We start from the raw sequence: 12,502 nt of genomic DNA on the forward strand, positions 1-12,502 counted from the left end.
TCAGTCGGTAACAAGCTGCCTGTTCTTTTTGAAAGTAATTGTTAAAATCAAACCTGCATCACTATTAACCAACAGACTGCCGTCAAGCTGCTCACTCAATCCCTGCATCAGGCTCATACCCAATGACTCAATTGTATTCAAATCAAAACCCGCGGGAAGGCCAATGCCATTGTCCGCAATATCCAAAACACAAACAGCCTCATTTGTCTGTTTTAAGGAAATAGATACTTTGCCTTTACTATTTTCCGGAAAGGCATATTTGATCGAATTGGTAATTGCCTCATTCAGTATCAGCCCTAGCGGAACGGCCTGTGCCACATCCAGATCAACCGGATTTACATCGAGCGTAAAGCTGATCTTCCTATCGGTATTAAAACTCTCCCGCATATAATTTACCAGTTCATGGATATACCAATGCATATCAATATTTCCCATGTTTTCGGACTGATATAATTTTTGATGAATGAGAGACATCGCATGCATACGGTGCTGGCTATTTTGAATCGCTGCTAGTGCATCTTCATTTTCAAGAAAAGCAGATTGCGAATTCAGAAGGCTGATCACAATCTGTAAATTATTTTTCACACGATGATGGATTTCTTTCAGAAGCCATTCTTTTTCATCCAGCAGCTTTTGCAGGATAACATTTTGCCCGTTAATCTCTTCCTGTTTGATCGCCAGCTTTTCATTGGCGCGTTGCTTTAAAAGGTAACGGCTATACATCAATCCTGAGAAAACGAGCAATACCAGCACCCCCCCTATAAATACATTCCGGATAATTTCCTGGTTATGAATTTCTGTTTTTTGCAGCTGACTTTGCTGTGTCAGAAGGCGGATATTCTGATCCTTGTTCTCTGTGTCATATTGCAACTGAAGTTCGGACATTTGTTTGGAATTCCTTTGGTTAACAATGGAATCATTCAGCGTTTTATAAATTTTGTAGTGTTTAAGGGACGAAGGGTCATTTCCCAGGGCAGAGTCAATTTTTGACCAGTACAGCTCATATTGAATCAAAACTGATATATTTATTTTCATTTTTTCAGCAGCATCTCTACTGTAAAGCGGAAGGTCTGCCGATTTAAACTGTCGGGTAAAAAAATGATATTTTAAAGATACAATATTAAATGATAGCCATATGATCTTGTCATCTGGAAACTCTTTGGTCAATAAATGCAACGTATCAACATACTTCCTGACATCCTTATACCTTTCAAGATCCAGATAAATGTTACAAAATTCATATGCCATTATTCTTCTTAAGTTCCTGTCCGGATACTGAATAACCACACTTTTAAGCATGGCCAGAGCCTGCTTATATTTTTTCATATTTCGCAATGTCGTGATAGTCCCAAGTCGAATTTCATTGACTGCATTTGCGTCATGGTTCATTTCAGCAACTTCCAGTCCCTTTCCGTAAGCAATAATAGCGTTATCATATTGTTGCATTTGCACATAAACAGATGCCAGCCGTATGTAAATAACAGCCAGCATTAAAGAGTGGTCCTTCTGCCGCTGCGCTATTTTCACAGCAATCTGAAGGTTTTTTAAAGCATTGAAATTGTTCTGTTTGTAATAATAAATATAGCCCAGCAGGTTATAAACGCCCTGTGTATCTTTGTCTCCTATGGAATCAGAAATGGCTATTGATCGTTTTAAAAATGGAATAGCTGTGTCGTAATCATCCTTATACTGATATAAATCCCCCAGCATTTCAAGCGATCTTGCCAAAAGCATTTTTGAGGAGGCCTTTTCAAAATATTCAGCGGCTTTTTTATGATAAGAAATCTTTTTTTCGATATTAAAATCATCATTGCTGAGGTGAAAGCCCATTTCCCTGTAGACTTCTCCAATCTGTTCATACAAATGGTAAAAATTACAATAATTAATAGTCTTCCGCAGTATCACCAGCGATCTCTTTTCATCACCCTTTTCATGATATATCTTACCCTCCAACAGCATACTTTTGGCAATTCCTCTGGTATAATTTAGTTTCTTACTCAGTACCAAAGCCTGCTGTTTCAGAAGCATGGCACTGTCCATATCTGTTTTAAGTTCACCTAATTTAATGAGATAGTACGTACCAAGATCTATCAACAAGTCTGCCCGATTGATATCAGCTTCACTATTAGCCAGTTTTGATTTAATCAACTCGCCATCGTTTTGAGTCTGTGCAAACACAAACACCGTCTGCATCAAAGCCAGTGCCGTAAAAAGCACTGGCTTCAATAATAAAATCAGAGAGGATTTAAGGCTGAACATATTTATTCATTTGAACTTTTGGTAAAAATATAACATATCACCATGCCTAAGCCCGGTAAAATAATACACGCCAGCCCAAATTCTTTACCCATTAAAGCGCCCAAAAGGCAGCCGATCAAAAACCCTGAAATGGTATCAAGCTGCTTTTTAAAGCTCAGCGAAATAATTTCATTTTTAAATCCACTCGTTAGCAAAGTACCCAGATCCAGAGAAGCTTGTGTTACATTCCCGGTCATCATGGTGGTTGGGCCGTGGGTTTCTTTTGCATACAATTTACCAAACGCATTTTGAATTCCCATGGCAAAAACGACAACCATAGCCAATAAATAAAGCAGCCAGGAATATAATACCATGAATCCCAAACGTGTTAAGACCACAAATAAAATGCCTGCGGTGATCAATATCAGTCCTTCGGTAAAAAGTAATGTATATCGATTTTTCACCCTTGTTGCCATCCAGCCGCCCACCATGACTGAGATGACAAATACCGGAAATGTAAGTAATTTCACCCACGCCTGGGCATCGGATCCTTTCACCATCTGATAGGCAAAAACAATAAAGTTACCTGTGACATGGGCTGAAAAAATCGAATCCGCAGCGACGAAAGTGGCAGTATCACAAAATCCGGCAACTGATGAAAGAAGCAGGGTCACATACCAGATATTCTTTTGCTGTTCCATAATTAAGTAGCAGTTGGCAATAAGCTGCGCGGCGGACCGCTTTAAGTGATTTGCTTAATAACTATCTAATTGCAAATAAGTTTAATAGATAAATAGTAGATGCTAATTTTTCCACCATTATATACTATTAAATTTCAGGCTAAATGTGCCCTTAACATCCAGGCCATTTTTTCATGCGTTTCCATAAGGCCGGTTATAAAATCGCTGCTGCCCATATCGTGCAATGCAACGCCGTACCCATTGATATTTTCACGCAAATGTATCAGTATACTTTCATGATCGGCAAGCAAATCTTTAATGAAACCCATACTATTGTTTGGCTCTCTGGAATGCTCCGACAAATGCGTAAGCTCTAAAAATTCCTTTAAAGTGGCCGGTGCATAATGTCCGAGTGTGCGGATACGTTCGGCAACATCGTCGGTAATTTTTTCTAATTGGATATACTGCTCTTCAAAGAATTTATGCTTGTTGTAAAAATCAGGTCCTTCAACATTCCAGTGCGCTTTTCTTGTTTTGGTATACAATACAAATTCGTCGGCGAGTATGTTGTTGAGCGAATGCGCAACTGCCGACAATTGATCCGGTTTAATGCCAATTTTAGCTTCCATATTTGGGTATAATTTAGTTAAATAAAATAGTAAAAAGGTAATGATCAATAGAATAAGTACCTGGCCCTATGGCCAGTAAAAATAAAAAACACAAAGTATACAGGTAAGGAACATCCCTGACTTCCACCGAATCGTTTCGATGCACCACGAAATAGCCAATCGCCGTAACGCCAATTGTAGGCAGAACGGCCAACCTGGTCCCCAATCCAAAAATGACAAGAAAAGGTACGGCCGTATCGGAAAAAGTTGCCACCAATCCGTTCAGCCTTTCGGTCAAATGCAGTGGATTAGGAACGCGCTCTTTTTGTCCGTTTTCTACTTTGAACTTTTTCATTCCATGCACCCTGAAAAGCTCAATGGATAAGAGAATCCTAAAAACCATTAATGCCAGGTTGTTCACGGTACTTCCTGCATTGGAGTAAAGGATATGGTTTATTATTTCCATGTTCATTTTAAAATGCAAAACAGGAACAGCCTAATGCACCCCAGAAAGCCGTATAATTATTCACCGGTACATTGCTAAGCCTCGCTTTGTCATGATTATGTCCATGCATATCACAACTTCCGGTGCAGCAATGAATAGCGCTTGATATTTCGAAATCCCCTGAATTTGCTTTTAAAATATTACCCGAATTTTTCTTTCCATGACTTTTTTCTGCGTAAAATCCATTGTAAATTTTTGTAGGAGACCAGTCGGGAAGGATGGGAATTGGTTCTGGTGAGAAAGAAGAAAAATCATCTTTTGCATAAACAATTCTGCCACCAACAATCGTCAGGACAGATTCAAGGCTTTTTATACTTTCTTCATCAACCATAAAATAATCCTGATCCAATACAGCGAGATCCGCCAGCATCCCCACTTTGATATCGCCCTTTTTACCCTGCTCGCTTGAAAACCATGCACCACCTTTAGTGTAAAGTTCCAGTGCCGTTTCACGGCTCAGACGTGTTTGTTCATTATACAATTGCAACCCGCCAACGGTCCGTCCGGCCGAAAGCCAATACATGGAAACCCATGGATTGTAACTGCTAACGCGGGTAGCGTCAGAACCACCTCCAACAGGTACTCCCATTTCGAGCATTCGCTTGACCGGCGGGGTATGTTGTGCTGCCGCCTCACCATAACGATCCGCGAAATATTCTCCCTGGTAGGCCATTCTGCTTTGTATCGCAATGCCGCCACCTAATGCTTTTACCCGATCGATATTACGTTCGTCAATCGTTTCGGCATGATCGAATATCCAGTGCAAGCCATTGAATGGAATTTCTCGGTTTACTCTTTCAAAAACATTTAAAAACCGGGTAATACTTTCATTATAAGTGGCATGCATACGAAACGGCCAGCGCTTTTCAACCAAATGCCTGACAACCTTTTCAAGTTCATTTTCCATGTTTTCATGCAGATGGGGACGGGGCTCCAAAAAATTCTCAAAATCGGCAGCCGAAAAAACCAGCATCTCCCCTGCCCCATTGTGCCGGTACATGTCATCGCCCTGGTGAGGCTTTACGGTATTTGTCCAGTTATCGAAATCTTCCAGTTCATGTTTCGGACGCTGTGTAAACAAATTATAGGCAATGCGAACTGTAAGTTGCTTATTCTCATTTAGTTCACTTACAACCTGATAATCCTCCGGAAAAGTCTGAAAACCACCACCTGCATCAATCACGCTTGTGATACCAAATCGATTCAATTCAGTCATAAAATGACGTGTTGAATTGATCTGGTGTTCCAGAGAAAGCCGGGGCCCCTTTGCCAGTGTTGAATACAAAATCATGGCATTGGGTGTAGCAATGATCAGTCCGGTCGGCTCACCGCTTGCATCCCTTTGAATCTGTCCGCCAGCGGGTGCAGGCGTATCCCTGGTAAATCCTACCGCTTTCAATGCCGCCCGGTTGAGCAAAGCCCTGTCGTACAAATGGAGAATAAACACTGGTGTTTCCGGTGCAATCGCATTGATTTCATCCAACGTTGGCAGGCGTCTTTCGGCAAACTGGAATTCGTACCAGCCTCCAACCACACGTACCCATTGCGGCGAAGGCGTCCTGTAAACCTGCTCTTTAAGCATTCTCAACGCATCAGCCAGCGAAGGAACGCCGTCCCACCGAAGTTCCAGATTGTAATTCAGTCCGCCACGGATCAGGTGAATGTGTGAATCATTGATACCGGGAATTACGCGTTTCTTTTTCAAGTCAATACTTTTGGTACCTTCTGAAATATAAAGCATAATTTCGCTGTCGCTTCCGACAGCAATAAATTTCCCGTCTTGAATCGCAACGGCGGTTATGCCGGGCATATTATTTTCAATCGTATGTATTTTACCGTTGTACAGTACAAGGTCAGCTTTCATAGTGCAGTATTTAATTTTTGAATGAGGCAATAGCTTCCTTGATCCCATCACCGGCAATGGTGTAAAAGGCGGGTCCCGCCAGCAATGTAATTTTTGTAAGCGGTTTATAGTTTGCCATTTTTTTGCTTTTCAGATATGTCTGTGTACGGTAAGCCTCAAACGATCCTTTCACCACATTGGCCGCAACCAGTGCTGTGGGCGAATCAACTCCTGCGTCTTTCAGATCACTGGCAAATGCATAGCTTTTTACACCCAATTTTAAAGCTTCGCGCATGGCAACGGCACCGACCGAAGTCATCAGATCCGCACTGAATTTATTCCTGTCACCAAGGCCGATCAACAAAACTTGTTTGGCTGAAACAGAGCCCGCAGGTGGCGTTATGAGTAGTGTTTCAAAAGCGTGGCCTGTAAAATATCCGTTTTTACGCAGATCCGTAATAATCCCTTTCAGGTCATGATCCAGATGAACCAAGCCGTTTACTGCGGCGGGTAAAGCAGGAGGTGAGTTAAAAATATCACCTTCGGTATATTCAAAAACGCATGCGATTTGTAATGGTGTTACTTCCGTTGAAGGCCCTTGTACCATGCCTTCAACCTGAACACCATCCACAGTTCCCCAGATCATGGAAGTTCCAACCGGCGTTGTGGCTTGTTTTTCGGAAGTCCTTTCCTGTGCGAAAACGGGCGAAAATAACATGACCGCCAGGAAACAGATTAAAACAAATTGTCGTTTCATCTTGAAATAGATTTAGAAAAAGATTAAAGTTTGCTGAAAGCCTACATTAAAATTTAAAAACGGCACGGGTATTGATAAATAGACCATCTTTGGATTCTGAAATGATATCATCAATAAAACCACCCGTTTTGAAATACTGGATACCTGTATTCATTGAAATAAACTTGTTGAAACCGTAAACCAGACTGGCCAGATAAGCTGTTCCGATATATCTTTTTTCAGAACCCGAACCCGCCAGATTCAAAGAAGCACTTGGCCTGTAAATACCATCATTGAGCGAGTAACGCCAGTTAAAAACCACATCAAGCTGCAGGTTCAGGTTCGCTAGCAGCGCCAAGGTTCCGTACGGGTGTATATCAATCAGGTTCACCGGCCCGATCTGCGGGCTAAATCCAAAATAGCCGCCCTTAGGATACAATGGATTGAAGGTTTCTAATTTCCCGTCACCCGCGTTTCTATCACCGGAAATATAGTCGTTGCGAAGATTGATACTGGGCTTGAATTTAATATTTTCGAATAAATATCCGATATCCAGGGAGCCTGTCCATGCCCGGATATTTCCACTTCCGAATTTGCCAAATTGATAGGCCGCTTCCAGATTATAAATAAATCCACCACCGTATTTCCAAAGCCGTCCGCCCACAGTATGCCGTAATTCCTTTTCATGGCCTTCTTCAAAAACGGATTGGTCTCTTCCGATTCCGAGATAATAAAGATCTGCATTTCCCGCTTTCGGGATGATTATTTTAGAATAAGCGCCCCATAAGTTGGCCTGTTTTACTGTTTTGTTATCAAAAACACCGGTGTATGTGGTATCAGCCATCATAACAAATCCATCTAAAAACAGTCTTTCAGAACTATACATCAGTTTGGCTCCTGTAAAGTACAACCGCGCATTCGGACCTTCGCGTACCGAGATCAGCCGCCCGGAACCATAATCAATTTCCTGGCGACCTGCCCGTAATGTCAAAGTTTGTTTTTGATCATTCCATATTTTAAAATCTAAAAACAGGTTCTGGATGTTGAGCTGATCTTCATCAATAGGTCGCGGACCATTTTTTCGCCCGCCTTGTAAAGCACTTCTCAACTGGCCAAAAATTCTGATTCTTTCGCTCAGGTGCATATCTGCATGAAAGTCGTAACGCTGCAATAAAAAATCATTATGACCAATACCCAGTCTGCCCCAATCTTCATTGTTGAAATTTACTGCCTCCAACCGCGCTTCTCCCCCAAAGGAAACATATACATTTTTGTCCGATGAAATCGGAATGTATTTGATACGATTATAAAAATTGGTCGTTGAATCACGCCACGATTTATAATTTTCATCGTAACGCATAAGCTTAAACGTCTGCGCATGTAAGGGCTCACGGATTAAGCTCCAAAGCAAAAGCAAAGCAGTATAACCTGGTCCCGAAAATAAAATCCGTTTAGCATTCAAGGTATATCTGATAAAGCTGCGGGCTTCTCCGCCAATAGTACAATGTTAATGTTTCAGCATATTGTGGGCATAATGAATGCCCAAGCCATAGGAACCACCATATTTTTTCATCAGGTCAGTTACAGCGACATAGGTTTCTTGCCTTGCCCAGTCGCGCTGCAACTCCAGAAGATATTGAACCGAAGTAACTGGTTTTACGCCTGCATGCACCATACGTTGAACAGCACGCTCGTGGGCCTCAACGGAAACGTCACCGCAAGCGTCGGTTATCACAAAAACTTCATATCCTTCTGTCAAAGCAGATAATGCAGGACCAACTATACACACTCCTGTCCATAAACCCGCCAGAACCAGTTTCTGTTTTCCAGTACCAACAATGGCATTATAAGCCGCTTCATCTTCCCAGGTGTTCATGCTCGTCCTGTCAATATAACCGGAAGTTGCCATTGGATAAAATTCTTCAACTTCCGGGAAAACCGGGCCCGAAAAACTTTCTTCCGCAACCGTAGTAACAATGGTAGGAACGTTAAAAATTTTAGACGCACCTGCCACGATAGCAACATTGGTTCTTAGCTCACTCATGCCAATACTGTGTGTCGCAAACGCCATCTGCCCTTCAAAATCAATAAGGATCAACGCGTGATTTTCCGGAGAGAGTAAATTTGGAGATGGTTTCATATATTCATTTTTAAATATTTATATACCAGAATAACAATTTAAATGCCATCACCATAAATCATTGATAATCTGATGACTATATTGAATAGTAGACAAAATAAAATTACGAAATGTCGTAATTTTATGATTCCATTACGAGATATGGAGACGATACTCCAATCTGCATTCAACAAATTAAAGTTTAAATCTGACTTGAAATTCTACAATAATTCTACTATTTTTATATCATTCATGTCAATAGTTCAAACATTAGCCATGTCAAAACTTCCCTGGTCAAAATATTTATTCAGTATCTGGATCGTTGCCATATTGACCTGTTTAATGGCGAAGTTCGTTACAACCAGTTTATTGCTTTTAGTGCCACTTTCTGTTGTTTTGTACTGGATGTCCGTACGAAGTTTAGCAAAAATAAAGGGTTATGAATAAACTGGTTTGACTACAATAAGAAATCGGACATTGTTATCGGGATACTTCTTCACTGTGAAAGCACATAAATCATCTAAATGTTCATTTCAAAAAAGAAACTGCTTGCTCATTTAAAAGCCAGTTCCGGTAAGATAAAACAAGAAAATTTTGACTTTAATAAAATTGAGCGCTTTTTTCTTTCGAGTGACAAAAAGGATTTTCACCAGATTATTTCAGACCGTACTTTTCAAGATCTGGACATGAATGAAGTATTCATGTTTATGGATCGAACGACTTCAAAAGTAGGACAACAGTTTCTTTATCAAGTATTAAGAACTATTCCACGCAATAAAAACAGAACCGATAAGTTTGAAAAGATTATTCAGATTTTAAAAGAAAATCCGGATATTTGTGACACTGTTTTGCTTGAAATTTCATCTCTAAACAATAGGAATGCGTATTACATTGCATCCCTTTTTCTGGAAAACCATATTCAAAAACCAAAATGGTTTTGGATCATTCCAGTCCTTTCTTTTTTAAGTCTGTCTTCTGTTTTAGTATCGATTGTTGTTCCAAAGATTCTTATACTGCTGATGCTACTGCTGGCAGTCAATTTCGGATTTCATTATTGGAATAAAATTAATCTATATCAGTACAGCAGTTCAATTCCTCAATTATTGAAATTGAACCAGGCAGCAAAAAAAATTATCACCTGCAAAGAATTGAAAGATCAATATCCCGGCATATCTGATTCTATCAAGGCAATTGATAGTCTGGGGTTTCAAATGTCAATTTTCAAACTGGAAGTAAAACTACAAAGTGAGATTGGACAGGCGGTGGAATATTTGGTAGAATTAGTAAAAGCATTATTTCTGGTGGAACCCCTGGTGCTTTATAATGTATTGAAAGAACTTGACTTAAAAAGGGTGCAGATACAACAGGTTTATGAATATGTGGGAGAAATAGACGCAGCTATGTCAATCCGTTTCCTTCGTGAAGACTTACCTTATTTTTGTTTTCCAACAATTACAGCGGATAAAAAACAAGTAACGGCAGAAGAAATTTATCATCCGCTAATCTACGAATCCGTATCCAATTCGATAGATTTAAACGGTATATCAGCCTTGTTAACCGGATCCAATATGTCCGGCAAAACGACATTCATTCGCACGATCGGTATTAATACAATTACTGCCCAAACTGTAAATACCTGTTTTTCAAAGGAATTTGCAACACCGATACTTAAAATTCACTCCGCAATCCGAATTTCGGATGACCTGTTAAACGACAAAAGTTATTATTTTGAGGAAGTGCTCACTGTGAAAGCATTGCTGGAAGAAAGTGACTCGGGTTTTGCAAATTTATTCTTACTCGATGAATTGTTTAAAGGAACAAATACCGTTGAACGAATCGCATCCGGCAAAGCGGTTTTAACCTACTTAAACAAGGGAAACAACATAGCTATTATAGCCACACACGACCTGGAACTGACTGAATTATTAAAAGATGGCTACGCCATGTTTCATTTCACCGAGGTCGTTTGGAACGGTACCATTGTATTTGATTATAAAATCAAACCAGGAAATTTAACTAATACGAATGCCATAAGGATTTTAGAATTAAATGCTTATCCCGGCGAAGTAATAAGAGAGGCTAAGCAACTGGCAGGTAAGATTTTTAAGTATAAATTTGGCGACGGTCAATAGATCATAAGTAATTTAATTTTTATTCCATACAACAAAATCACTCGTAAACTCAACTAGATTTAGAGGGAATCCTGGGCCGGGTTTTGTATTTTAAAATATTTAAATGCCTCCCTGTAATATTATCTTTCAGAGAATGGCATGAGAAATTATAGAATATTTGCAAACCTGCTTCCGTATCTGGCAGGTTACCTTGAAACTGGGATTGCTACTTCAATACTTAATGCCTATTCGGGTAACTTTTCAAGACGACTTTATGAAAAATCCAATTTTGTCCCAGCCGGTGCTTCCGGTGTAAGATTGCATGTTGTTAAATATAAATGAATTTATATTTTAAAATTTCACCTTACATTTTTCTCAAACAGAAAATTCAAATTATGGGGAGGAATCGGTCTTGGCTGGAAATGATGCTGCATTCCCTAGCTAAAACCAACTATCCAAACTGCTCTCTTTTAAAAAAGGTTTATCAGTTTATGGTAAGTTCAAAATCACTACAAATCAATATTTAAGAGCCTTTAATTTGTCAATAACACGGTTGGCAACAATGAGATATCCTTTGTCATTCAGGTGAATATCGTCGTTGATAATATCCATTCTCATCCCTCTTGGGAAATTCATTTTTTCAAGATCAACCAGATCATCTGCTGTCGGAGTGTAGCCAATCGCAGACATTTCAGCGTCGGTCGGTGGCGTCATTTCTACAAATAAATCTCCATATTTTGCTGCAAGTGCAGCATTAATAGCAGCTGTTTGATTAAAATTTTCAGTTCCCTTATTTTCACTTGCAGCTATTAGCACTCCCAGAATAATATATCTTGCAGGCGCTGTCATATAAGCGATTGAGCTAACCAGTGCGGAGAGAATTTCTTTCTCGGCGTCTGTTTCACCAATATTATTCCGCCCATACCATAAAATCTGTGTTGCCGTTTTAAGCCGAGCCGCATCTTCCAGCAAAAATTCTGAATCCGCCGGAACATCGATCACACTGACCGTCGTAGGAGTAATCGTATACACGTCGTCCTGACCTGTCACAGCTTTCCTTCTTATCGTGCACCGCACCCCGTTAACAGTGCCTGTTCTACCATATTCATCACCATTTGAGGGTGTTGACAAAAATAAATTACTCAGTTTAGTTATCTTAACCGGCTGTATACCATTCAATTTATTACCTTCGACAGATAATTTTAGTGGAACACCACCCTGCCGAACCGCAATGCGTGAGGCATTCTGCCCGACAATTCCCTCACTAAAAACAGGCCGTAAGTCCAGAGCCGCTCCAACAATGTTTCCATATGGCGCCGTACCACCGGCACCAATCGTGAGGCTATCTCCAAAAAATGCCAGGGTTTTGTCACGGTCCTCAGCCTTACCACTTTTAGGGAAAATATCATCTATTACGTTGCATGACGATAAAAGTGCTGTTGCCAAAAAAGCCGTCCCGGAATTGCGAAAAAACCGTCTGCGTGATAGTAGAATTTCTTTATTTGTAAAGTCTGATTCAATAAAATGGTTTTCGATCATTGTGTAGCAGAAATATTGGATTATGCTGAGACTCTACTTTTACAATAATTGTTCCAGATAGAAATTAAGGCTATTTTTAGCTGTAAATTATTGAAATTGTTGTATTTTTCTACGATTGCATTT

Annotated in this window: 12 protein-coding genes; 3 read left to right on the plus strand and 9 right to left on the minus strand. The window is 40.1% G+C overall.

Annotation, left to right across the window (positions count from 1 at the left end):
* The 8 genes from FZF08_RS07515 to FZF08_RS07550 all read right to left on the minus strand — a co-directional run bounded on the left by FZF08_RS07515 (nucleotide 1) and on the right by FZF08_RS07550 (nucleotide 8,750).
* A complete protein-coding gene (locus FZF08_RS07515; protein WP_159468028.1) occupies nucleotides 1-2,259 on the minus strand; it encodes a tetratricopeptide repeat protein in 2,259 nt (752 codons plus the stop codon).
* 2 nt (nucleotides 2,260-2,261) lie between these two features.
* Entirely contained in the window at nucleotides 2,262-2,939 is a 678-nt protein-coding gene (locus FZF08_RS07520; protein WP_159468029.1) for a YoaK family protein, read from the minus strand.
* 134 nt (nucleotides 2,940-3,073) lie between these two features.
* Entirely contained in the window at nucleotides 3,074-3,547 is a 474-nt protein-coding gene (locus FZF08_RS07525) for a Dps family protein (protein WP_159468030.1), read from the minus strand.
* A 13-nt stretch (nucleotides 3,548-3,560) separates the two neighbouring features.
* On the minus strand, nucleotides 3,561-3,992 hold the full coding sequence (locus FZF08_RS07530; RefSeq protein ID WP_159468031.1) for a DoxX family protein: 432 nt from the start codon (nucleotides 3,990-3,992) through the stop codon (nucleotides 3,561-3,563).
* 7 nt (nucleotides 3,993-3,999) lie between these two features.
* Nucleotides 4,000-5,895, minus strand: coding sequence for an amidohydrolase (locus FZF08_RS07535; protein WP_159468032.1), 1,896 nt, complete (start codon nucleotides 5,893-5,895; stop codon nucleotides 4,000-4,002).
* A 10-nt stretch (nucleotides 5,896-5,905) separates the two neighbouring features.
* Nucleotides 5,906-6,631 carry a M17 family peptidase N-terminal domain-containing protein gene (locus FZF08_RS07540; RefSeq protein WP_159468033.1) on the minus strand — a complete coding sequence of 242 codons (726 nt, stop codon included), beginning with the start codon at nucleotides 6,629-6,631 and terminating at the stop codon, nucleotides 5,906-5,908.
* Between the two features lie 46 nt (nucleotides 6,632-6,677).
* Nucleotides 6,678-8,072 carry an alginate export family protein gene (locus FZF08_RS07545; protein ID WP_229216450.1) on the minus strand — a complete coding sequence of 465 codons (1,395 nt, stop codon included), beginning with the start codon at nucleotides 8,070-8,072 and terminating at the stop codon, nucleotides 6,678-6,680.
* Between the two features lie 45 nt (nucleotides 8,073-8,117).
* Nucleotides 8,118-8,750 carry a hydrolase gene (locus tag FZF08_RS07550; protein ID WP_159468034.1) on the minus strand — a complete coding sequence of 211 codons (633 nt, stop codon included), beginning with the start codon at nucleotides 8,748-8,750 and terminating at the stop codon, nucleotides 8,118-8,120.
* Between the two features lie 231 nt (nucleotides 8,751-8,981).
* Here FZF08_RS07550 and FZF08_RS07555 point away from each other — a divergent pair, with 231 nt between their 5' ends.
* The 3 genes from FZF08_RS07555 (at nucleotide 8,982) to FZF08_RS07565 (ending at nucleotide 11,182) form a co-directional block, all read left to right on the plus strand.
* Nucleotides 8,982-9,176: a hypothetical protein gene (locus FZF08_RS07555; protein WP_159468035.1), complete on the plus strand. Its 195-nt coding sequence runs from the start codon at nucleotides 8,982-8,984 to the stop codon at nucleotides 9,174-9,176.
* A gap of 77 nt (nucleotides 9,177-9,253) precedes the next feature.
* Nucleotides 9,254-10,861, plus strand: coding sequence for a MutS-related protein (locus tag FZF08_RS07560; protein WP_159468036.1), 1,608 nt, complete (start codon nucleotides 9,254-9,256; stop codon nucleotides 10,859-10,861).
* A gap of 138 nt (nucleotides 10,862-10,999) precedes the next feature.
* Nucleotides 11,000-11,182, plus strand: coding sequence for a hypothetical protein (locus FZF08_RS07565; protein ID WP_159468037.1), 183 nt, complete (start codon nucleotides 11,000-11,002; stop codon nucleotides 11,180-11,182).
* A gap of 174 nt (nucleotides 11,183-11,356) precedes the next feature.
* On the opposite strand, the gene FZF08_RS07570 is transcribed toward FZF08_RS07565, so the two are convergent.
* Nucleotides 11,357-12,379, minus strand: coding sequence for an SGNH/GDSL hydrolase family protein (locus FZF08_RS07570; RefSeq protein WP_229216451.1), 1,023 nt, complete (start codon nucleotides 12,377-12,379; stop codon nucleotides 11,357-11,359).
* Nucleotides 12,380-12,502 lie beyond the last annotated feature (123 nt).

Origin of the sequence: Dyadobacter sp. 3J3, from assembly GCF_009801115.1 — a bacterium.
Lineage (GTDB): Bacteria > Bacteroidota > Bacteroidia > Cytophagales > Spirosomataceae > Dyadobacter.

Coding starts and splice junctions, on each gene's coding strand:
- FZF08_RS07555 (WP_159468035.1), top strand. CDS start 8,982: ATGTCAATAGTTCAAACATTAGCCATGTCAAAACTTCCCTGGTCAAAA.
- FZF08_RS07570 (WP_229216451.1), bottom strand. CDS start 12,379: ATGATCGAAAACCATTTTATTGAATCAGACTTTACAAATAAAGAAATT.
- FZF08_RS07515 (WP_159468028.1), bottom strand. CDS start 2,259: ATGTTCAGCCTTAAATCCTCTCTGATTTTATTATTGAAGCCAGTGCTT.
- FZF08_RS07525 (WP_159468030.1), bottom strand. CDS start 3,547: ATGGAAGCTAAAATTGGCATTAAACCGGATCAATTGTCGGCAGTTGCG.
- FZF08_RS07530 (WP_159468031.1), bottom strand. CDS start 3,992: ATGGAAATAATAAACCATATCCTTTACTCCAATGCAGGAAGTACCGTG.
- FZF08_RS07550 (WP_159468034.1), bottom strand. CDS start 8,750: ATGAAACCATCTCCAAATTTACTCTCTCCGGAAAATCACGCGTTGATC.
- FZF08_RS07565 (WP_159468037.1), top strand. CDS start 11,000: ATGAGAAATTATAGAATATTTGCAAACCTGCTTCCGTATCTGGCAGGT.
- FZF08_RS07535 (WP_159468032.1), bottom strand. CDS start 5,895: ATGAAAGCTGACCTTGTACTGTACAACGGTAAAATACATACGATTGAA.
- FZF08_RS07540 (WP_159468033.1), bottom strand. CDS start 6,631: ATGAAACGACAATTTGTTTTAATCTGTTTCCTGGCGGTCATGTTATTT.
- FZF08_RS07520 (WP_159468029.1), bottom strand. CDS start 2,939: ATGGAACAGCAAAAGAATATCTGGTATGTGACCCTGCTTCTTTCATCA.
- FZF08_RS07560 (WP_159468036.1), top strand. CDS start 9,254: ATGTTCATTTCAAAAAAGAAACTGCTTGCTCATTTAAAAGCCAGTTCC.